The organism is Caballeronia choica, assembly GCF_001544535.1.
In the GTDB taxonomy this organism is placed as follows: domain Bacteria; phylum Pseudomonadota; class Gammaproteobacteria; order Burkholderiales; family Burkholderiaceae; genus Caballeronia; species Caballeronia choica.
On the sequence record NZ_FCON02000050.1, the window covers coordinates 32,461 to 52,629 of the forward strand.

Genomic DNA, 20,169 nt, shown 5'->3' on the forward strand with positions numbered 1-20,169 from the left:
TTGCACTCGGCGACACCACCGGACGCGCCCCTTCAGCCGCTCACGCCAGATCCAGCGCCGTCGTCATATCCCCGAGCGGCGCTTCTCCGTTGGCGGCGAACGCCCGGTCGCGCGCGGCGACGCCTTCGAGCGGCGGCAGGCCGTGCACGCGCGAGATGAAGCGCAGGATCGAGTTCGTGTCGTACACCGTGTGGTCGACGAAACCCTTCTTCGCGAACGGCGCGATCACGAGCGCGGGAATTCGCGAACCCGGTCCCCAGCGGTCGCCCTTCGGCGGCGAGACGTGATCCCACCAGCCGCCGTTTTCATCGACGGTGACGATCACGACGGTGTCCTGCCACTGCGGCCCGCGCTGGATCCGTTCGATCACGTTGGTGATGTGCCGGTCGCCCGATGCGACATCCGCGTATCCGGCGTGCATGTTCAGGTTGCCTTGCGGCTTGTAGAACGTGACGGTGGGCAGCCGGCCGGCGTCGATGTCGGCCATCAGCTTGTTGGTCGAGGAATCGTCGCCGAGGCCGGCGTCACGCAGATGCTGCGCGCGGGCCTGCGTGCCCGGCGCGAAGTTGCGGAAATAGTTGAATGGCTGATGGTGATACTGGAAATCGGGCACCGAACCGGTATCGAGATGATCGAGCGCGTATTGCCACGCGCCGCTGTACCACGCCCAGTCGACGCCTTTCGCCGAAAGCCGGTCGCCGATCGTCGCGTAATCCTGCGGCGGCAGCACGCGCGGATTGACCGGGTCCGCGAGCGTGGGATCGCCATGTTCGGCGGGGCGCACGTTGCTCGGCTGGTAGGGCGGCGCCATCGTGTTGACAGCGTAACCGTCCGCCGTCAGCGCGCCGTCGCGCACGAACTTGGGCGGCCCTTCGAGCGCCGATTTCGGCGAATCCGGCGCGAGCTTGAGGCGCGTGCCGGTGGGATCGTCGCCGTCCACGACCGATACGAGCTTCGCCGCCGGCCCGCTGCTCGCGTTGGCGTAGAACGGCGCCTGCGCGGAGATCAGGAAGATGTGGTTGAGCCACGAGCCGCCGAACGCGGACATGAAGAAGTTGTCGCAGAGCGTGTACTGGCTCGCGAGGCCCCAGAGGCGCAGCGTATCGACGGAATTGCGGTAATGGCCCATGACGAGGCCGCCCGAATCGCCCCACGCGGCGAACTGGTTGTTGCGCCCCGCGTTGATCTGCATCTGGTTCTGATAGAAGCGATGCACGAGATCGCGCGTGATGACGCCGTTCGGCAACGGCTGGCCTTGCGCGTCGACGAGATGGAACGGCGCGTTCCGGAGCCCCGCGATCTGCTTCTCCGAAATGGCGTAGCGCTTGCCGTTCACTTCCTGGGCTTCCGGCACGAGGCCGCCCCAGATAGCGGGCAGCGTCGCAAGCGGCGTGCGGCCGTCGCGGTCGAGCTGGACATAGCGCGATGCGGGCACGGATTCGAGCGGATATTGAACGCCAGGGAAATTGCCGTACAGATTGCTGAAGCTGCGGTTCTCGGCGTAGATCACGACGATGTGACGCACTTTCGCCTGCAGCGTGCGGTCGAGCGCGAGATCGGCGGTCGTCTTCGGCGTCGCGGGCTTCGATTCGAACAGATTGCAGCCGCCCAGCGTCAGGCCCGCGAGGCCCACACCCGCGGCGAGCAGGCGACGCCGCGCGGGGTCTGCCGGCGCGTCGCTGCTGTCGTGGATGAATTCTTCGGCGGGGGCGGGCAGGTCGTCACGCGGATCGTCGTTCTGGCTCATCGCTGGCTCCTCACTCTGGTCCCATGCAAGACACAGTTGCCTGGACGCGCGGCGGCGCGCGCCAAGCATTATCGTCAATGAAGCGCGACGCGCCAACCGATCAGAACCCGGTGCTTACCCGCGTCGCGCGCCGCTCATCGAGTGCGTCGGAAGTGCATCTTGCCCGGAACGGGCGGCGGCGGATAGCTGGCCGGACGGCATAGGCTCGAAGCACAAAAACAGGGAAACACGAACGCGTGTGCGATTTGCTTAGGCCATTCGGCCGACTGGAATCCGTCATGACACGCGACTACTATCAACTGATCAACGAATCAACTGAACACGAGCTTCGCGCCGACGAGGACGAGCGTCGCGGCAAGCACGTTGCGCAGGAGCGCTTCCGGGGCCTTCGACGAAAGCAGGCTGCCGATCGCGATCCCCGGCAGCGAGCCGACCAGCAGCGACACGAGCAGCGCCCAGTCGACCGAGCCGAGCAGCCAGTGGCCGGTACCAGCGATCAGCGTGAGCGGAACGGCGTGGGCGATGTCGGAGCCGACGATGCGCGCGGTGGCAAGGCGCGGATAGAGCAGCAGCAGCACGGTCACGCCGATCGCGCCCGCGCCCACCGACGTGATCGAAACGAGCACGCCGAGGATCGCGCCGGTCAGGATGGTCCACGCGACAGTGCGGCGCGGATGGTCCGGACGGCCTTGCCCCTTTTTATAGGCGAGCCGCGCGAGTTGCGGACGGAACACCAGCGAGACCGCCGTGATCAGGAGCGCCGAGCCGAGAATCATCTGAATGAGCCGGGCCGTCCCGGGCGCGTGCACGCCATAACGCTGCAGCAGCAAGAGCGTGATTGCGGCGGCCGGGACGCTACCCGCGGCGAGCCGGCCGGTGATGCGCCAGTCGACGGAGCCCTTGATGCCGTGGACCAGCGTCCCGGCTGTCTTGGTCGCGGCGGCGTAGAGCAGGTCGGTGCCGACGGCGGTCGCCGGGTGGATGCCGAACAGGAGCACGAGCAGCGGCGTCATCAGCGAGCCGCCGCCCACGCCCGTCAGGCCGACGAGGAAACCCACGGCCAGTCCGGACGCGGAATAAAGTAAGTCGATATGCGGAAATGACATTCGCGCGGAGAACCCGTTAAGCGTGATTCGGTCGAAAAGCCGTCGATGATAGCCGGTAAGCGGCGCTCCCGCTCCCAACCGGCTTCTTTTGCCCCAGCCACCGCGAGGTCGAGGGCGCGCACGAGGCGCAGAATAGCTCGCCCGCACGCGCGACCCGACCGTCGCCCACGTCACTACAGGAAGGTGCAAATGGAAACGAAGCAACCCCAGGCCCCGCGTCACGACGACGCGTTTATCCCGAACGAGCACGCAAATATCGCGAGCGAGCAACAGTTCGTGCTGAAATCGGGCAACACGTTCGCCGTCAACGACGCGAACGGCGACATTCGCGGTCACGACGACGGCCTGTTCGTCAACGATACGCGCGTCCTCTCGGAACTGGTGCTGACCTTCGGCGGGCGCGCGCCGTCGCTGCTCTCGGGCAGCGTGTCGAGCGACAACGCCGTGTTCACCGCCCACCTGACCAACAAGCCGCTGCCGCCCATCGGCGGCGCGCGCACGCCGGAGGGCGTGATCCACGTCGAACGCAAGCGGGTGTTGTCGGGTCACGTGCTGCACGAGAGCATCGTGCTCACCAACTACGGCACGGAACCGGCCACCGTGCCGCTGTCGATCTCGTTCGCCGCCGACTTCCTTGACATGTTCGAGGTGCGCGGTTCCACGCGCGCGAAACGCGGCACGATGCGCCCGCCGATGGTCGAGAACGGCGAGGTGGTGTTGCGCTATACCGGTCTCGATGAGGTCGAGCGCACCGCGCGCATCCAGTTCACGCCGGACCCCGATTCGCTGACGCCAAGCCGCGCCGACTACGCGCTCGCCATCCAGTCGGAGACGGCGATATCGATCTACCTGTCCGTTACGGCGACCACGCGCGCGCTGAGCGACGCGAGCGAGCAGAGCAAGATCAATGCCGCCGAAGCCGCCGAATGCGCGCCCGAGTCGGGGCGTCCGGCGATCCGCGAGGCGCTCGTGGAGGCGCACCGGCGCATGCGCGAGCGGCGCCGCGCCACGGCGCGCGTGCGCTCCAGCAATCCGCTGTTCAGCGAGTGGATCGACCGGTCGCTCGCCGATCTCGGCCTGCTGACCACCGATCTCGAGACCGGCCCGTATCCCTACGCGGGCATTCCGTGGTTTTCGACCGCGTTCGGCCGTGACGCGATCATCACGTCGTTGCAGATGCTGTGGCTCCAGCCGTCGCTCGCTCGCGGCGTGCTGCGCTTTCTCGCGGCGCACCAGGCGCGCGAGGACTCGGCGTTTCGCGATGCCGAGGTCGGCAAGATCATGCACGAGACGCGCAAGAGCGAAATGGCCGCCACCGGCGAGGTGCCGTTCGCGATGTACTACGGCGGTGTCGACAGCACGCCGCTCTTCGTCGTGCTCGCGGGCGCCTACGCGGAGCGCACCGGCGACCGCGCGCTGATCAACGAACTGTGGCCGGCGCTTCAACTGGCCGCGCAGTGGATCGCGCGTCATTGCGACAAGAACCCGTGGGGCCTGCTCGACTACCAGCGCGCCTCCGAACACGGCCTCGCGAACCAGGGCTGGAAAGACAGCCAGGACTCCGTGTTCCACTCGGACGGCCGTTTCCCCGATGGCCCGATCGCGCTGGTCGAAGTGCAGGCGTACGCATCGACGGCCTTCGCGACGATGGCGCGGCTCGCCCGCCAGCGCGGCGCGAAGGACGACGCGATCGAGTACGAGGCGCGGGCGCAGAATATTCGAGATCGTGTCGAGGCGATGTTCTGGATGCCGGAGTCGGAGTTCTACGGCATCGCGCTCGACGGCCACGGCGAGTTGTGCAGCGTGCTGGCCTCGAACGCGGGACACCTGCTCGCGTTCGATCTCGTCGAGCGCGAGCGCGGCGAAGCGGTCGCGCGGCAACTCGAATCGACGCTCTTTCACACCGGCTGGGGCGTGCGCACGCTCGCGGCGGGCCAGCCGCGCTTCAACCCGATGTCGTATCACAACGGCTCGGTGTGGCCGCACGACACGGCGATGTGCGCGCGCGGCCTCGCGCGCTACGGCGATCGCGGCGGCGCGGTGCGTCTGTTGCAGGCATTGTTCGAAGCGGCCGTGAGCTTCGACATGCGCCTGCCCGAGCTTTTCTGCGGCTTTACGCGGCAGCGCGGTGAAAAGCCGATTGCCTATCCGGTGGCGTGCCTGCCGCAGGCGTGGGCGGCGGGTGCGCCGTTCATGGTCCTGGAAGCGTGTCTCGGCGTGACCATCGATGCCGAGCGCGATGAAGTGCGGATCGACCGGCCGCAGTTGCCGGACGGCATCGACTGGCTGGAGATCGGCGAGTTGCGGGTCGGCGAGCGCAGCGTGTCGATCACGTTCCGGCGCGTCGGCGGGCAGGTCATTCCGTCAGTGGAAGGGGACGTGCGGGTGGTGGCGGTGCTTTGATGCTTTGAGGAACCCGTCGCGGCGAGCTGGACTCGCCGCGACGTGAGCGACGCCAGCCATCAAACCGCGACGCTGCCCACATAGTTTTCCGCGAGCGCAATCGCGGCGGCGCGCGAGGTCGTCACGTGCTCGAGTTCCGCAACCTGCAGGCGCTGTTCGAACGGCGACGTGTCGTCGAGCTTGTGCAGCATGCTCGTCATCCACCACGAGAAGTGCTCGGCGCGCCAGACGCGCTTGAGGGCAGTCTCGGTGTAGCGCGCGAGCTTGTCTTGCGTGCCTTCCTTGTAATACGACTGGAGCGCGGCCGTCAGCACCTTCACGTCCGACACAGCCAGGTTCAGCCCCTTGGCGCCCGTCGGCGGCACGATGTGAGCGGCGTCGCCGGCGAGGAAGAGCTTGCCGCACTGCATCGGCGTGGACACGAAGCTGCGCATGCCGACGATGTTCTTCTGGAAGATCCTGCCCTCGGTGATCTGCCAGCCGTCGGCCGTATCGACGCGCGCGTGCAGTTCCGCCCAGATGCGATCGTCCGACCAGGCTTCGGCGGTGTCTTTCGGGTCGCACTGGAAGTACATGCGCTGGATGCCCGGCGAGCGCGTGCTGACGAGCGCGAAGCCGCGGTCGTGGCGCGCGTAGATGAGTTCGTCGGAGGACGGCGGCGCTTCGACCAGGATGCCGAACCAGCCGAACGGATAGATCTTCTGGTAATCGTGGCGCAGCGCCGCCGGGATCGAGCCGCGTGCCACGCCTTGCGAACCGTCGCAGCCGATGATGAAGTCGCATTCGAGTTCTTCGTCGCGGTCTTCATGGCGGTACTTGATGCGCGGCTTCGCGTTGCCCGCGTCGTCGAAGTCGTGCAGCGAGACATTCGACACGTTGAACTTCAGCGCACCGTCGGCGGCGACGCGCGCGGCGACCAGGTCCTTGATGACTTCGTGCTGCGCGTAGACCGTGATCGAGTGGCCCGTCAGTTCGGTCAGCGCGATGCGGCGGCGCTGTCCTTCGAACGCCAGTTCGAAACCGTGGTGCAGCGCGCCCTCGGCCTGCATCCGCGCGCCCAGGCCGGCTTCGTTCAGCAGGTCCATCGTGCCCTGTTCGAGCACGCCGGCGCGGATCGTCGATTCGATCGCGTCCTGGCTGCGCGCCTCCAGCACGACCGATTCGATGCCGCGCAGATGAAGCAGGTGGGAAAGAAGAAGGCCCGCAGGGCCCGCGCCGATGATGCCGACTTGAGTACGCATGAATGTCTCCTTGAATGCGTGATGATGTTGTGGAGACAGTGTCGGGCCGTGCGGCCTTATGGCGCAACGCGATAAAGCGGATAACGTGTATCTAATTTTGAGATAGAGGGGTGCATCGGTTGATGAAGCGCACGATCGTCCGGTTTAACGAGACGCTGTCGGCGTCTTGCCGCGCCGGGGTTTCCAGCGGAGTGGCGCCGGCTGCGTGCCGCTTCAGAGCATCGATGTGAGTGGCAGCGCTGTACTCGTCGCCCGGGAAACCCCGGATCGCGAGCAGCGGACAGCGCAACCGGTGCAACTCGTCTTCGATGTTCCAATCGACGAGCGATGCGGGATCGGCGGTGTCGTCATCTTCATCGTGATAGCGCGCGAGGCGCTCGCGCAGGTCCGTCGTCTCGAAGGCCGCGCGCACGCGCAGCAGTTGCGCGGAGTGCGTGGCCTCCGGGAACAACTGCGGCGCGATGATCGCCGCACCCGCGAGTCCATCCGGATGCGCGGCCGCGTAGAGCAGGGCGATTGTCGCGCCGTCGCGAACGCCGACGAGCCACATGCGCCGGCGTTCGGCCGGACCGATGTCGAGCACGTCGAGAAGCGCCGGGAGAACGTCGCGCGCCTGATGGCGCAGGATATCGATCGACCCCTGCCGCGCGCGGGTACGCGCTCAGGCGGCCGCAGTCCGGTCGCGAGTAGAGGAGCCCGCGAAAGCCAAGCGCGCGCACGAGCGTGGCCGGCCAGTCGTCGAGGGTTTCGATGGAGTCCGCAAACGGCGCCGGGACGGCGGTTGCGCCGGTGGCCGGATCGAAAGCCGCAATCGTCCCCGCGCCCTCGTGCAGGAACACGACGATGGGCGCGCCGCCCTTGCCACCGAGCCACTTGTATTCGAGCGTGACGGCGCCGCGAGACGGGTTCGCGGGAAGCGTGACGATTTCGATCATGCGTGGAGTCCGCGCGGATTCGAACGGTTTCCGCCTCTACGAGTGTAGGCGCTCCGTGCCTGCGCGGTCCGCCTGTATGATGATCGGCTGTCATTCCACTCAGCGAACACCATGAAAATCCTGGTCGATGCCGATGCCTGTCCCGCCGTCGTCAAGGACATCCTGTTTCGCGCGGGGCCGCGCGTCGAGGTGTGCGTGACGCTCGTCGCGAACCAGTATCTGCGCACGCCGCCGTCGCCGTTCATCAAGTCGGTGCAGGTGTCGTCGGGCTTCGATGTCGCGGATGCGCGCATCATCGAAATGGCCGAGGCGGGCGATCTCGTGATCACTTCCGACATTCCGCTCGCCGCCGGCGTCCTCGCGAAGGGCGCGCATGCGCTCGATTCGCGGGGCGAGTGGTTCAGCGCCGAGAACATCGAGGAGCGGCTGACGATCCGCGCGATGATGGACCAGTTGCGCAGCACGGGCGTGGATACGGGCGGGCCGTCGCCCTACAGCCCGCGCGACGGCAAGTCCTTCGCCGCGCAGCTCGACCGCTTTCTCGCGAAGTACCGGGCCTCGCGCGCAAAATGAATTCGCCTTCGTTCGCGCTGCGCCGTCTCGCTGCCGCGGATGCGTCCGCGTATCGCGAGATCCGGCTTGAAGGACTGCGGCTGCATTCGGACGGCTTCGGCGCTTCGTACGACGACGAAATCATCCAGCCGTTGCCTTGGTTCGAGGCGCGCATCGTGAATCATGCGGTGTTCGGCGGCTGGCTCGACGATGGCACGCTCGCGGGCGTCGCGGGTTTGCTGGTGCCGGCCGGCGCCAAGCTGAAGCACAAGGGCACGCTCTGGGGCATGTACGTGCGGCCGGCCGCGCGCGGCACCGGGCTGGCTGCCGCGCTGGTCGAACGCGTGCTCCGGCATGCACGCGATATCGTCGAGGAAGTGCAGCTCGTCGTGGCGCCGGATAACGAAGCGGCGATCCGTCTCTATCGTGCGGCCGGTTTCGAGCCATATGCCCGCGAGCCGCGCGCGCTCAAGATCGACGGCTTGTACCACGATTCGCTGCTCACGACGCTGCCGTTCGCGAAGCCGCTTTAAAGCACGCCCGCTTCCTTCAACTGCTTGCGCCGATACTCGCCGACCCGCGCGAGCATCCAGCCCGGATACTCCGCCGGCAACTGGCTGACCTCGTCGAGCGCAGCGAGTTCGTCTTCGTTCAACTGCACGCTGGTCGCGGCGATATTGTCGTCAAGCTGCTCGACGCGCTTCGCCCCGATGATCACGCTCGTCACCGCCTTCTGGTGCAGCAGCCACGCGAGCGCGATCTGCGCGACCGAGACGCCCTTCGCTTCGGCCACGCTGCGCATCGCGTCGATGCAGTCGTACGCACGCTCGACGTTCACCGGCGGGAAGTCGAACTTGGAGCGGCGGCTGCCTTCTTCCTTGCCGCCTTCGCGCGTGAACTTGCCCGAGAGGAAGCCGCCCGCGAGCGGGCTCCATACCAGCAGCCCGACGCCCTCGCTTTGCAGCAGCGGCACGAGTTCGCGCTCGAGATCGCGCCCGGCGATCGTGTAGTACGCCTGTAGCGATTCGAAGCGCGCGAGCCCGAGCCGCTCCGAAATGCCGAGCGCCTTCGCGATCTGCCACGCCGCCCAGTTCGACACGCCGATATAGCGCACATGCCCGTGCTCGACGAGGTTGTCGAGCGCGCGCAGCGTCTCTTCGATCGGCGTCGCCGGGTCGAAGCCGTGGATCTGGTACAGGTCGACGTGATCGAGTTGCAGGCGCTTGAGACTCGCCTTGACGCCGTCGATGATGTGATAGCGCGACCCGCCACGCGAATTGACGCTCTTGGTGCCGGTTTCGCCATGGATCTTCGTCGCGACGACGACGTTCTCGCGCGGCACCTTGAGGTTCTTCAGCGCCTGGCCGGTGATGATCTCCGACTGGCCGTCGGCGTAGACGTCGGCGGTATCGATGAAATTGATGCCCGCATCGAGCGAGCGGCCGACGAGTTTGTCGGCGTCCGCCTGCTGAAGCGTGCCGATGTTGTCCCAGATGCCGCCGCCCCCGCCGCCGAAGGTCATCGTGCCGAGGCAGAGTTCCGAAACGAATAGACCGGTATTGCCGAATTTCCTGTAGCGCATGGACTGCTCCTGTATGGCTGGCGGGATGCCGCCCGGCCGCGCTCGCCGTTTTGGAAACGATCAAGTAAGCGCTGCCGGGCCGCCGCCCGTGCAGTATCTTCCCGGCGGGGTCTCGGACCATAGCCTGATCCTGTCGAATCGTTGCCTGTTTCTGCAAACGGCGCAGCGGACGACGAGCGAGATCGCGCACGCGCGAGTAAGCTTGAGCGCACTCCCTTCTGGACGCTCCTGGACGCTCAATCATGGCCCTGAACGAGACGGCGGACTCCGCCAGCGACTTTTCCCACCTTCCGAACGACCCGCACCGCGCGCCCGATCCTTCGCTCGATCAGGCGCGGCTGGATCTCGTCGCCTTGCTCGATCGTTTCACCGACGGCTGCGAAGGCACCGTCGACACGCCCGTGCCGGGATTTTTCCTGCATCGCGTGATGAATCCGGGCGGGCCGAAGCACGGCATGCAGACGCCCGCGCTCGGCCTGATCGCGCAAGGTTCGAAGCGCGTGATGGTGGGCGACGACGTGTATGTCTACGATCCGCTGCATTACCTCGTGTCGTCGGTGGACCTGCCGGTGATGGGGCAGGTGACGGTCGCGAGCGCGACCGAGCCGTATCTCGGCCTCCGGCTCGATCTCGATGTCGAGGAAATCACCGAGCTGATCCGCGACGAAAAGCTGCCGCCGGCGGCGCAATCGGACGCGGCGCGCGGGCTCTATGTGAACCGGCTCGGCGCGCCGATGCTCGATGCGGTGCTGCGCCTCCTGCGTCTGATCGACACGCCCGACGACATTCCGATCCTCGCGCCGCTCGTCAAGCGCGAGATCCTGTACCGGCTGCTGATGAACGGGCAGGGCGCGCGGCTGCGCCAGATCGCGCTCACCGACAGCCAGACGCAGCGCATCGCCAAGGCGATCCTGCTGCTGCGGCAGAACTTCGACCAGCCGCTGCGCGTCGAATCGATCGCGCGTGACGTGCATATGAGCGTGTCGTCGCTGCATCATCATTTCAAGGCGGTGACCGCGATGAGCCCGTTGCAGTACCAGAAGCAACTGCGCCTGCAGGAAGCGCGCCGGCTGATGCTGCTCGATATCGCCGATGCCGCGACCGCCGCGCATCGCGTAGGTTATGAGAGCGCGTCGCAGTTCAGCCGCGAGTACAGCCGCCTGTTCGGTGCGCCGCCGTTGCGCGACACGCGTCGCTGGCGCGAGGAGGCGGGTGCCTGAGCGCGGCAGTCGTCGCGGGGCTCCCACGGGCGCGGCGGCTTTTTTTCGTCATCCGCGGAATAGTCCGGCGACGCCGAACGTTCTACGGTTACTTCACCAGAGGAGAGGAAATGAAGAAGCAAATCATGATGGCTGTAGCGGCTGGGCTGGTCTGTGCATCGGTGAGCGTGTTCGCGGCGCCGCCCAAGACGGCGGACGGCATGTTCGTCGACCAGAACGGCATGACGCTGTACACCTTCGACAAGGACAGCAAGGGCGCACCGAGCGCCTGCACGGGCGGCTGCGCACAGGCGTGGCCGGCCGCGATGGCGACCGACTCCGACCAGCCATCCGGCGCGTGGAGCACCGAGGCGGCCGAAGGTGGCAAGCAGTGGGCCTATAACGGCAAGCGGCTATATCGATTTGCGAAGGACACGAAGCCAGGCGAGAAGAATGGCGACAACTTCCGTGACGTATGGCACGTCGCGAAGCCCTGAAAAGTAACTAGCGAGGCGGACATGCGAACGATGAGAGTCCTGGCGCTGCTCTGTGCGCTGGGTTTGACGCTGCTTGCCGGCTGCGCCGGCGCCACCGTGAGTGGCGGCGCCAGCAGCGGCACGGCGAATCCCCCGAAGATGGGCGGCGGCAGCTACTGATGATGTCTCATGTCTGCACGCGAGCGGGCGGAGCGCCTTGAACTTCGAGACCGATCTGCTCGCCCATCTCCCGCAGTTGCGCCGCTATGCGCGCGCGCTGACCGGTGACCGCGCCTGGGCCGATGACCTCGTCCAGGATGCGACCGAGCGCGCGCTCGGTCGCGCGAAGTCGTTTCGGGCGGGGAGCAATTTGCGCGCGTGGCTTTTTACGATCATGCGCAACCTGTATATCGACCAGTTGCGCGGCCGCCGCGACATCGCGGTGGATGACGAGACCGCGCCATGGCGCACGATGGCGGCGCCGGTCGGCGAAGTCGACGGGCTCGTGCTGCGCGACGTGCAGCGCGCGCTGTATTGCCTGCCGGTCGAGCAGCGTGAAGTGATGCTGCTCGTGTGCGTCGAGGAAATGAGTTATCAGGAGGCATCCGTGGTGCTGAACGTGCCGGCTGGAACCGTGATGTCGCGCCTCTCGCGAGCGCGCGAACACATGCGTGTCCTGCTCGGCGAGGAACCGGAGCGCCGGGCGTCGTCGACGTCGCTGAAAATGGTGAACCGCACATGACGAACCCAGACCGTCACGACGAATTGCAGGCGCTGTCAGCGTATGTCGATGGCGAGTTGAGCGAGGCGGAGCGCGCGGCCGCAGCCGAACGCGTCGCGCAGGACCCGGCGAGCGCGGCGACTGTCACCGCCTATCGCGCGCAGGACAATGCGCTGCGCGCGCTCTTTGCCACCGAGGCCGAGCCGCAAGTCGTGGTGATGCGACAGCGTCCGCGCGAACGTTACCTGCTGGCTGCATGCTGGCTCGTGGTCGGCGTGGCTTGCGGGTATCTGTTACACATGCTGCTGCCGGCACTCGCCGACGACAGGCCGCCTTTCGCGCAACGCGCCGACATCGCCTATGCGGTGTATGCGCCCGAGCAGCGCCATGCGGTGGAAGTCGCGGCGTCGCAGCAGGATCATCTCGTCAACTGGCTGTCGAATCGGCTCAACCGCACGCTGACGATTCCATCGCTCGAGGAGTACGGGTTCAAGCTCGTCGGCGGCCGGCTGCTGCCCGGCGAAGAGGGACCGGCCGCGCAGTTCATGTACCAGAACGCGGCGGGCGAGCGTCTCACGCTCTATACGACGACGGTCACGCGCAGCCAGGGGAAGATCCGCATGTTACGCGACGGACCGCGCACGACTTACTACTGGGCGGTAAATCGCGCCGGCTATGCGCTTTCCGGCCAGATCGGCGAGGAGAAACTGCAGGCGATCGCCTACGACACCTGCAAGGAACTGGGCGGCGATCCGAAGAACTGGTAGCCACGTGCCCATTGCAGAAAGCCGGGAGCGTATCCCGGCTTTGCACCTGCATCATGCCTTAGTAGTAGTGATGCGGCGGGGGCGGCGGCGCGTGATGGTAGCTCGTCGGATGGCGGCGTTCCCAGTCATTGCGCGACCAGTAGCGATGGCCGTCCCAGTAGCGGTCGCCATGCCAGCCCTGAGCGACGACGTGGACGTATCCGGGGCGGTGGTCGTCAGCCGAGGCGACGTTCATCAGGCCCATGCCGAGTGCGGCAGCGAGCGATGCGAGGAGCAGGCCTTTCTTTGTCTTGTTCATTTTGAATCCCTTGATCGGTTGTCGGGAGAGGTTGCTTCGTTAGCGGTAGTAGTCATGATGATGGTGATAGCCGCCATCGCCCGGTACGACGATGCAGCCAGAAAGCGCAGTGCCCAGTAGTGCGCCGAGCGCTACGAGGATCGCTATTTTTTTCATCGGTTTCTCCGTGTGAATCCGTGAAGCCAATTTAGCCAATCGGCAAATAACAAGCCGTGTGCGTTTGTAAGCAAACGTTGGGTTTGAAATATTCGGGTCGGGCGGGAGGATGGCTTTTGAAAGCCGCGTGATCTGCGAACTCGATGCGCGGAGGCGGAGCGATCCGTTGACGGCGACAAGTCGATCTTCGAATGCAGGGAGATACGCGCGCGCTGCGCGGTGTTCGAGGAGGAGCCGCCGCCGTGGGCGACGAGCGGCGTGTGCGCGATCCATGTCGTCATGAAGAACGCGGAGAAGCGCATGCGCGAGGCGCTCGCGGGCGACTGTCTCGCCGATCTGACGGCGCGCGTCGTAGCGAAGGCGCCGCGCGGTTACGGCCCGCAGGTGGTGAAGTGGCTCGACGACAGAACGACGACCGGCGCGCCGCGCGCAGCGAGCAGGCTTGATCGGCGGGGGCTGATGCGTTTAGCGAACGACCTTCGGCTTGACGTCGGGTGTAAGCGACACGCCGACGACCTGCCCATCGCGCACGCCGCAGCGGCTGTCCATGCGGGTCCATTGCGGCTTGCCCCGGGACTTCGCGAATGCGCGCATCACGATGACCTTGTCGACGGGAATCGGATCGCCGATGCTGAACACGGGCGAGTCGCTGTCGATTCTTGCGCTCAGCACGCGGCGGTCGGAGACGATCAGGGTATCGTATTTCGGCGCGAGTTCGACCCAGTGATCGAACGCCGCCACGCATTTGATGACGGCACTTGGCACGTGCATGCGGGTCAGGTAGTCATAGTCCTTCGACGGGGCGTCGGTGTCCTGCGCCTGGACTGCCTGGTACACGCAGGTGGACAGCAGTAGCGCGGCAAGCGGGAAGAGAGCTTTCATGCGATGGAGATATCGTTGGTATGAAGCGTCGGTGGGGCGCGGAGTATACCGCGCGGTCATTGCCACTGACATTCGCGTCGCGCAAAAGTGCCCTGTTTCAAGGGACTTTCTTCGAATGATGAGCGCGAGAGTATTCGCGGACTCTGAACCACAACAACCGCCACCGAACAGGAAGACGCAATGACATCGGTCCGATGGTCGCCGGAAAACGGCAAGGGTATCGAGCATCTTGACCTCGACACGCGCGAGCCTACGATCGTCATTGAAAGCGTGCTCATCGGCGAGCGCACCGAGTGCGACCACGGCTTCATCTACCGCATAGAATGCGACGCGCAATGGCGAGTAACACGAGTCATCATCAAGCGCGCGGGCGGCGTCACGCTTGAACTTCTCGCCGATACACACGGCAACTGGAGCGACGGCAACGGCAGACCGCACGACGACCTGAAGGGCTGCATCGACATCGACATCTCGGCCACGCCGTTCACCAACACGCTGCCGATCCGCCGCCTGAACCTCGGGAAAAACGAGCGCCGCGTGATTCCCGTCGTCTACATCGCGTTGCCAGCAATGACGACGAAACGCGTCGAACAGGCGTACACCTGCATCGAACCGGACCGCCTGTATCGCTATGAAGGCATCACGACGCAATACACGGCCGACCTTCCCGTCGACGGAGACGGTCTCGTGATCGACTATCCGGGCCTCTTCCGGCGCCTCGTGGACTAGCCGGAGACGGACAGCGGGCGTCCCCAGGCGCGAGCGGCCATAATACGGTTTTACCGTAACGAGCCGAACGCGAACTCGATGAACGACGCCACCCAGAATCCAGGTTCCACTCCCCGCCTGACGAGCCTCTCCCACGGCGGCGGCTGCGGCTGCAAGATCGCCCCCGGCGTGCTCGCCGACCTGCTCAGGCGCAGCGTGCCGCTGCCGGCTTTCCCGAACCTGCTGGTCGGCAACGACACCGCCGACGATGCCGCCGTCTACCAGCTCAACGACGAGCAGGCGATCGTCGCCACGACCGACTTCTTCATGCCGATCGTCGACGATCCGTTCGACTTCGGCCGCATCGCCGCGACCAACGCGCTGTCGGACGTGTATGCGATGGGCGGCAAGCCGATCCTCGCGCTCGCGCTCGTCGGCATGCCGATCAACGTGCTGCCGCATGAAGTGATCGCGCAGATCCTGAAGGGCGGCGAGTCGATCTGCACGGAGGCGGGCATTCCGGTCGCGGGCGGCCATTCGATCGATTCGGTCGAGCCGATCTATGGCCTTGCCGCGCTCGGCATCGTGCATCCGAAGCTCGTCAAACGCAACGCGGCCGCGCGCGCGGGCGACGTGCTGATCCTCGGCAAACCGCTCGGCGTCGGGGTGTTGTCGGCGGCGCTGAAAAAGGAGCGGCTCGACGCCGCGGGCTATGCCGCGATGATCGCCGCGACCACCAAGCTCAACCGGCCCGGCGCCGACCTCGCGCAACTCGAAAGCGTGCACGCGCTGACCGATGTGACCGGCTTCGGTCTGCTCGGCCACACGCTCGAATTGAGCCGCGGCGCGGGACTCACGGCGCGCATCCGCTATGCGGATTTGCCGTGGCTGCCGGGCGTCGAGGCGTTCGCGAGAGCGGGCGTGTTTACAGGCGCCTCGGGGCGGAACTGGAGCGCATACGGCGCGGACATCGTGCTCGCGTCCTCGCTCGACGATATGGCACGTGTCCTGCTCACCGATCCGCAGACCTCGGGCGGACTGCTCGTGTCCTGCGCGCCGGAAGCGGTCGACGACGTCCTCGCGATCTTCCGCGCCGATGGCTTCGACGAGGCAGCGGTGATCGGCGAAATGGTCGATGGAGTGAGCCGCGTGGAAGTGAATTGAGCCTTCAAGACTTCAAAGAATCGCAGAACAATATGAACGAAGAATCGCCGAAGGCCATTTTCTACGCGCTCGCTGCCAACTTCGGCATAGCGGTGTGCAAGTTCGGGGCTGCCGCATTCACGGGCTCGGGCTCGATGTTCGCGGAGGCGATCCATTCGACCGCCGACTGCGGCAACCAGCTTCTCCTGCTGTTCGGATTGAAGCGCGCGCAGCAGCCGGCCAATGCGCTGCATCCGCTCGGCTCGGGCCGCGAGATCTATTTCTATGCGTTGATCGTCGCGTTGCTGCTGTTCTTTGTCGGCGGCGCGTTCTCGGTGTACGAGGGCGTGCATCGCATGCTGCATCACGAGCCGCTCAGCAACCCGATCGTCGCGCTCGTGATCCTCGGAATATCGGTCGTGCTGGAGGCGTTCTCGCTGGCCGGCGCGCTGCGCGAGATTCGCCGCGGCGCACCGAACAAGACGCTGTGGCGCTGGTTTCGCGAGACGCGCGAATCGGAACTGCTGGTCGTCGCGGGCGAGGACGTCGCGGCGCTCGCGGGTCTCGCCATCGCGTTCTGCGCGGTGCTGCTCACGATGATCACCGGCAACCCCGCCTATGACGCGGCCGGTTCGATCGGCGTCGGCGTGTTGCTGATGGTGGTCGCGTATGTGGTCGCGCGCGAAGTGAAGTCGATGATCGTCGGTGAATCGGCGAGTCCTGAAGTGCGCCGCGCGATCGATGCGCATCTGCGTGCGCGGCCGGAGATTGTGCGCATCATCAGTTTGATCACGCTGCAATGGGGCAAGCACGTCGTGGTCGCCGTGCAGGCGGAGATGATCGATTATCCGAGCGGGCGCGCGCTGATCGACGCGATCAACGTGATCGAGGACGATTTGCAGCGGACCTTCCCGCAAGTGCGCTGGGTGTTCTTTGAGCCGGATATCGCGCGCGACAAGGGCCAGCCCGAGATCCTGCGCTGAAGTTTCAGGGAAGATGCGCCGGAGGCCGCTCATAGTGCGGCCGGGGCGTATCAGGCGTGGCCGGCAATTGCGTCCGGGCAGTCGCCGGCAATTGCGTGTCGCCGGCGCTTTCCGGCATCGTCGAGGTCTCGCCGCGCGGCGCCATTTGTGCCGCGGACGCTTGATGAGCGGCCCGCGCGCTAACGTCTTGCGCCGCGAAAAGCCGGGCAGGCGCGAGAAGTGCTACCAGCACAACCACTTCTGTCCACGAACTCCGTGTCATGTGTTGTCGCGAAAATCGTCGCGAAATCCGGTACTTCTCCATCGATTGTTTCGCCATCGTGTTTGATCGATTGTTGTTCTGATCAAACCCGGAGAGCACGATCCGTTCCGGCCCGGATAGATCGACCCCGCGTCGAGTTCCTGAATCCTCCGCTTCTCATCGTCCAGCTCCTCATCGTCCAGCCCATGCGCCAATCCCTGCTTGCCATTCTCTTTCTTGCCGTGTCGCTGTTTGCTCCGGCGGTCGCGAACGCCGCACCGAACACCGCCCAGCCGGCCAATCCCGCGTCCGTGACACTCACACCGCAACAGGCCCGCGATGCCCTCGCGGTCCTCAACGATCCGGCCCGCCGCGCCCAGGTCGCGGACACCTTGCGCGCCGTGGTCGCAGCCGGCGCGATGGCCGCGCCGCCAGCGGGCGCGTCGGCGGCAACGGGTGCGTCATCGGCCCAGCCCGCGAGCGGCGCATCGAGCGTGCTGGCGAAGTCGCTGACGAGCAACGGCCTTGCGTCGCAGATCTCGCATCAGGCCGGCCACTGGCTCGTGCAGATCGGCGTCGGCTTGCGCCATTCGATGGCCGCTCTGCTCGACTATGGTTCAGTGCTCACGTGGTGGCGCGAACGCACCGCCACCGACGCGGGCCGCCAGCTCATCGAACACGTAAGCTGGACCGTGCTGATTTCGCTCGTGCCCGCGCTGCTGCTCGAATTCCTGTGCGCGCGGTTCTTGCGCGGGCCACGGGCGCGGATCGCGGCGCGCGGCATCGTCGATGTCGACGAGACGCAGCCCGAGCTCGCACAGGAAGAGCGCGCGGCGGTGCGCGAGGAAGCCGCGGCCGAGCGCACCGGCGATGAAACCGCGCTGCACGTCGCGGAAAAGAAGACCGATACGGTGCGCGGCCAGCGTCACGCGGCCCGTCACTGGACGCTGTTGCAGCGCTTGCCCAGCGCGTTGCTGCACGCATTCCTGTCGATCGTGCCGCTCGCGGTGTTCATCGCCGCGGCGACGCTCCTCATCTCGATCTTCATCGACGACAACACGCCCGAAGCGCGCGTCGCGGGCGCACTGATCGACGTGTATCTCGTATGCCGCGCAATCCAGATCGTGAGCGGCTTCTTCCTCGCGCCGACCGCGCCCGGCCTGCGCCTGATCCAGATGCGCGACACCTTCGCCACGTTCACGCACGACTGGGTGCTGCGCATCGTCTGCGTGGCGGGCGCGGGCGTCGCGCTCGCGAACGGCGCGGAGCCGCTCGGTTTGTCCGACGACGCCCGCATCGCAATCCTCAAGGCGGTCACGTTCGTGGTGCACGTGATGATCGCGTATGTGATCTTCGCGTGCAGGAAGCCCGTCGGCGCGCGCATTCGAGAGCGTGCGCAGGGGCATCGCTCGGTGTCGCTGCTCGGCAACTGGCTCGCCGACATCTGGGCGGGTGTCGCGATCTTCTTCGTGATCGCGCTGTGGTTCGTGTGGGCGCTCGATGTCCACAACGGCTATCAGACGCTGTTCCATCTCGGCGGCGTATCGGTGATCGTGCTGGTCGCTGCGCGCGTGGCCGCGATCGTCGCCTTCGGCGCGCTTGGCCGCGTCTTCCGCAGCGAAGCGGAAGAAGACGATGCGAGCCGGTCTATCGCGCATCGCCATGCGTACCGCTACTATCCGGCCCTTCGACGCATCGTGCAGACGCTGATCGTCGTCGTGACGATCATTGCGCTGATGCAGGTGTGGGGCATCCACGTGCTGCAGTTCTTCGCGACGGGCAGCGTGGGCAAGCGGCTCGCGTCGGCGCTGGTTACGATCGCGATTGCGGCCGCGTTCGCGGTGCTCGTGTGGGAAGCGGCCAACGTGATGGTCGAACGCCGTCTCGAACAGTGGACGACGAGCGGCGAGCGCCTGCGTGCCGCGCGCCTCAGAACGCTGTTGCCGATGATGCGCTCCGCGCTCTTCATCGTGATCGCGCTGGTGGTCGTGCTGACGGGCCTGAGCGAGATCGGCGTGAACACCGCGCCGCTGCTCGCGAGCGCGAGCATCTTCGGCGTGGCGCTCGGCTTCGGTTCGCAAAAGCTGGTGCAGGACCTGATCACCGGCATCTTCCTCTTGATGGAAAACGCGATGCAGGTCGGCGACTGGGTGACGCTCGCGGGCGTCTCGGGCACGGTCGAATACCTGTCGATTCGCACGGTGCGTCTGCGCGGCGGCGACGGTTCGCTCTACACGGTGCCGTTCAGTTCGGTATCGACGGTGAACAATACGAATCGCGGCATCGGCAATGCGTCGGTGCGTGTCTCCATCGCGCTCGGCCAGGACGTCGATCTCGCGATCTCGGCGTTGAAGGAGATCGGCGCGGACCTGCAGCGCGACGACGCGTTCAAGGACGGCATCCTGTCGGACTTCAGCTTCTGGGGCGTCGATGCGGTGGACGGTTCGACCGTGACGCTTGCTGGTCAGATCCAGTGTCGCGACAGCGCGCGCTGGCCGGTGCAGCGCGAATTCAACCGGCGCATTCTCAACGAGTTCACGGCGCGCGGCATCGAGATCGCGAATCCGCAGCGCAACTTCGTGATCGTCAACGGTGGCGTGCCGCCTGTGCAGGACGAAGCGCAGACATCGGCGGAACAGCGCGCTGAGCCGTCGAAGGCCTCGCAGCATCCGACGGCGGAAGCGGCGGCCGCTCAGCGCGGCGAGCGCACGAGCCCCGGCTAGCCCTCGGGGGCGGCGCGTGCGAGCCGCCGCGTTCATATATCCGCTTTAGCGATTTCGATTGGACAATCGCTTCGTAGACCATCGCCGATACGCCTTCTATGATGTGCTTCACTTGAATCAGGGTGGTGGTGGCGTTGGCGCTGGCGCTTGGGGGCGGGTGGGGTTGGGGTTGGGGTTGGGGCTTTAACCGTTTGATGCGCTTGTGCTTCTATGGAGCTTGTTTTCTTAGTGGTTTATTTGCTCTGCCCCTGTCCGGGGCGGGACTCACTTTCTTTGCTGCTGCAAAGAAAGTAAGCAAAGAAAGCA

The 20,169-nt window shown here is 65.9% G+C and carries 19 protein-coding genes; 12 read left to right on the forward strand and 7 right to left on the reverse strand.

All coding sequences use genetic code 11. From position 1 onward, the window contains the following. Positions 1-40 precede the first annotated feature (40 nt). Positions 41-1,747, reverse strand: a complete 1,707-nt coding sequence (locus tag AWB68_RS21565; protein WP_087646377.1) for an acid phosphatase — start codon at positions 1,745-1,747, stop codon at positions 41-43. A 311-nt stretch (positions 1,748-2,058) separates the two neighbouring features. Further along, complete coding sequence (locus AWB68_RS21570; protein WP_087646378.1) at positions 2,059-2,853, reverse strand: sulfite exporter TauE/SafE family protein; 795 nt, start codon at positions 2,851-2,853, stop codon at positions 2,059-2,061. Between the two features lie 189 nt (positions 2,854-3,042). On the opposite strand from AWB68_RS21570, the gene AWB68_RS21575 reads away from it, so the two are divergent. Then, positions 3,043-5,256 carry an amylo-alpha-1,6-glucosidase gene (locus AWB68_RS21575; RefSeq protein WP_087646379.1) on the forward strand — a complete coding sequence of 738 codons (2,214 nt, stop codon included), beginning with the start codon at positions 3,043-3,045 and terminating at the stop codon, positions 5,254-5,256. 59 nt (positions 5,257-5,315) lie between these two features. On the opposite strand, the gene AWB68_RS21580 is transcribed toward AWB68_RS21575, so the two are convergent. Both AWB68_RS21580 and AWB68_RS21585 read right to left on the reverse strand, forming a co-directional pair. Further along, entirely contained in the window at positions 5,316-6,497 is a 1,182-nt protein-coding gene (locus AWB68_RS21580) for a 4-hydroxybenzoate 3-monooxygenase (protein ID WP_087646380.1), read from the reverse strand. A 91-nt stretch (positions 6,498-6,588) separates the two neighbouring features. Beyond that, entirely contained in the window at positions 6,589-7,080 is a 492-nt protein-coding gene (locus AWB68_RS21585; RefSeq protein ID WP_087646381.1) for an alpha/beta fold hydrolase, read from the reverse strand. A 463-nt stretch (positions 7,081-7,543) separates the two neighbouring features. Between AWB68_RS21585 and AWB68_RS21590 the strand changes: the two genes are divergently transcribed. Then, a complete protein-coding gene (locus AWB68_RS21590; protein WP_087646382.1) occupies positions 7,544-8,005 on the forward strand; it encodes a YaiI/YqxD family protein in 462 nt (153 codons plus the stop codon). Next, positions 8,002-8,517, forward strand: a complete 516-nt coding sequence (locus tag AWB68_RS21595; protein WP_087646383.1) for a GNAT family N-acetyltransferase — start codon at positions 8,002-8,004, stop codon at positions 8,515-8,517. The genes AWB68_RS21590 and AWB68_RS21595 overlap by 4 nt, the downstream gene beginning before the upstream one ends. On the opposite strand, the gene AWB68_RS21600 is transcribed toward AWB68_RS21595, so the two are convergent. Continuing rightward, complete coding sequence (locus tag AWB68_RS21600) at positions 8,514-9,566, reverse strand: aldo/keto reductase (protein WP_087646384.1); 1,053 nt, start codon at positions 9,564-9,566, stop codon at positions 8,514-8,516. The genes AWB68_RS21595 and AWB68_RS21600 overlap by 4 nt on opposite strands. Positions 9,567-9,808: 242 nt before the next feature. Between AWB68_RS21600 and AWB68_RS21605 the strand changes: the two genes are divergently transcribed. The 5 genes from AWB68_RS21605 (at position 9,809) to AWB68_RS21620 (ending at position 12,729) form a co-directional block, all read left to right on the forward strand. Continuing rightward, a complete protein-coding gene (locus AWB68_RS21605) occupies positions 9,809-10,786 on the forward strand; it encodes an AraC family transcriptional regulator (RefSeq protein ID WP_087646385.1) in 978 nt (325 codons plus the stop codon). A 110-nt stretch (positions 10,787-10,896) separates the two neighbouring features. Next, complete coding sequence (locus AWB68_RS21610; RefSeq protein WP_087646386.1) at positions 10,897-11,262, forward strand: COG4315 family predicted lipoprotein; 366 nt, start codon at positions 10,897-10,899, stop codon at positions 11,260-11,262. Positions 11,263-11,283: 21 nt separating this feature from the next. Next, positions 11,284-11,421, forward strand: coding sequence for a hypothetical protein (locus AWB68_RS48275; protein ID WP_160110042.1), 138 nt, complete (start codon positions 11,284-11,286; stop codon positions 11,419-11,421). Between the two features lie 37 nt (positions 11,422-11,458). After that, positions 11,459-11,983, forward strand: coding sequence for an RNA polymerase sigma factor (locus tag AWB68_RS21615; protein WP_087646387.1), 525 nt, complete (start codon positions 11,459-11,461; stop codon positions 11,981-11,983). After that, complete coding sequence (locus AWB68_RS21620) at positions 11,980-12,729, forward strand: anti-sigma factor family protein (RefSeq protein WP_087646388.1); 750 nt, start codon at positions 11,980-11,982, stop codon at positions 12,727-12,729. Before AWB68_RS21615 ends, AWB68_RS21620 begins: the two co-directional genes overlap by 4 nt. Before the next feature lie 58 nt (positions 12,730-12,787). Here the strand turns inward: AWB68_RS21620 and AWB68_RS21625 are convergent, their stop codons facing one another. Then, positions 12,788-13,027, reverse strand: coding sequence for a hypothetical protein (locus AWB68_RS21625; RefSeq protein WP_087646389.1), 240 nt, complete (start codon positions 13,025-13,027; stop codon positions 12,788-12,790). A gap of 621 nt (positions 13,028-13,648) precedes the next feature. After that, on the reverse strand, positions 13,649-14,065 hold the full coding sequence (locus AWB68_RS21640) for a BspC domain-containing protein (protein ID WP_087646391.1): 417 nt from the start codon (positions 14,063-14,065) through the stop codon (positions 13,649-13,651). Positions 14,066-14,245: 180 nt separating this feature from the next. Here AWB68_RS21640 and AWB68_RS21645 point away from each other — a divergent pair, with 180 nt between their 5' ends. The 4 genes from AWB68_RS21645 (at position 14,246) to AWB68_RS21660 (ending at position 19,863) form a co-directional block, all read left to right on the forward strand. Further along, entirely contained in the window at positions 14,246-14,794 is a 549-nt protein-coding gene (locus AWB68_RS21645) for a putative glycolipid-binding domain-containing protein (protein WP_087646392.1), read from the forward strand. Between the two features lie 78 nt (positions 14,795-14,872). Continuing rightward, positions 14,873-15,937, forward strand: coding sequence for a selenide, water dikinase SelD (gene selD / locus AWB68_RS21650; protein WP_087646393.1), 1,065 nt, complete (start codon positions 14,873-14,875; stop codon positions 15,935-15,937). Positions 15,938-15,969: 32 nt separating this feature from the next. After that, the gene (locus tag AWB68_RS21655) at positions 15,970-16,899 is read left to right on the forward strand and encodes a cation diffusion facilitator family transporter (protein ID WP_087646400.1); all 930 of its coding nucleotides are present in this window, start codon (positions 15,970-15,972) and stop codon (positions 16,897-16,899) included. A 447-nt stretch (positions 16,900-17,346) separates the two neighbouring features. After that, positions 17,347-19,863: a mechanosensitive ion channel family protein gene (locus AWB68_RS21660; RefSeq protein ID WP_087646394.1), complete on the forward strand. Its 2,517-nt coding sequence runs from the start codon at positions 17,347-17,349 to the stop codon at positions 19,861-19,863. Positions 19,864-20,169: the final 306 nt, after the last annotated feature.

What these genes read in the sequence shown, in the direction of transcription:
- AWB68_RS21565 (WP_087646377.1), bottom strand. Translation starts at nt 1,747, where the DNA reads ATGAGCCAGAACGACGATCCGCGTGACGACCTGCCCGCCCCCGCCGAA.
- AWB68_RS21570 (WP_087646378.1), bottom strand. Translation starts at nt 2,853, where the DNA reads ATGTCATTTCCGCATATCGACTTACTTTATTCCGCGTCCGGACTGGCC.
- AWB68_RS21575 (WP_087646379.1), top strand. Translation starts at nt 3,043, where the DNA reads ATGGAAACGAAGCAACCCCAGGCCCCGCGTCACGACGACGCGTTTATC.
- AWB68_RS21580 (WP_087646380.1), bottom strand. Translation starts at nt 6,497, where the DNA reads ATGCGTACTCAAGTCGGCATCATCGGCGCGGGCCCTGCGGGCCTTCTT.
- AWB68_RS21590 (WP_087646382.1), top strand. Translation starts at nt 7,544, where the DNA reads ATGAAAATCCTGGTCGATGCCGATGCCTGTCCCGCCGTCGTCAAGGAC.
- AWB68_RS21595 (WP_087646383.1), top strand. Translation starts at nt 8,002, where the DNA reads ATGAATTCGCCTTCGTTCGCGCTGCGCCGTCTCGCTGCCGCGGATGCG.
- AWB68_RS21600 (WP_087646384.1), bottom strand. Translation starts at nt 9,566, where the DNA reads ATGCGCTACAGGAAATTCGGCAATACCGGTCTATTCGTTTCGGAACTC.
- AWB68_RS21605 (WP_087646385.1), top strand. Translation starts at nt 9,809, where the DNA reads ATGGCCCTGAACGAGACGGCGGACTCCGCCAGCGACTTTTCCCACCTT.
- AWB68_RS21610 (WP_087646386.1), top strand. Translation starts at nt 10,897, where the DNA reads ATGAAGAAGCAAATCATGATGGCTGTAGCGGCTGGGCTGGTCTGTGCA.
- AWB68_RS48275 (WP_160110042.1), top strand. Translation starts at nt 11,284, where the DNA reads ATGCGAACGATGAGAGTCCTGGCGCTGCTCTGTGCGCTGGGTTTGACG.
- AWB68_RS21620 (WP_087646388.1), top strand. Translation starts at nt 11,980, where the DNA reads ATGACGAACCCAGACCGTCACGACGAATTGCAGGCGCTGTCAGCGTAT.
- AWB68_RS21625 (WP_087646389.1), bottom strand. Translation starts at nt 13,027, where the DNA reads ATGAACAAGACAAAGAAAGGCCTGCTCCTCGCATCGCTCGCTGCCGCA.
- AWB68_RS21640 (WP_087646391.1), bottom strand. Translation starts at nt 14,065, where the DNA reads ATGAAAGCTCTCTTCCCGCTTGCCGCGCTACTGCTGTCCACCTGCGTG.
- AWB68_RS21645 (WP_087646392.1), top strand. Translation starts at nt 14,246, where the DNA reads ATGACATCGGTCCGATGGTCGCCGGAAAACGGCAAGGGTATCGAGCAT.
- selD (WP_087646393.1), top strand. Translation starts at nt 14,873, where the DNA reads ATGAACGACGCCACCCAGAATCCAGGTTCCACTCCCCGCCTGACGAGC.
- AWB68_RS21655 (WP_087646400.1), top strand. Translation starts at nt 15,970, where the DNA reads ATGAACGAAGAATCGCCGAAGGCCATTTTCTACGCGCTCGCTGCCAAC.
- AWB68_RS21660 (WP_087646394.1), top strand. Translation starts at nt 17,347, where the DNA reads ATGCGCCAATCCCTGCTTGCCATTCTCTTTCTTGCCGTGTCGCTGTTT.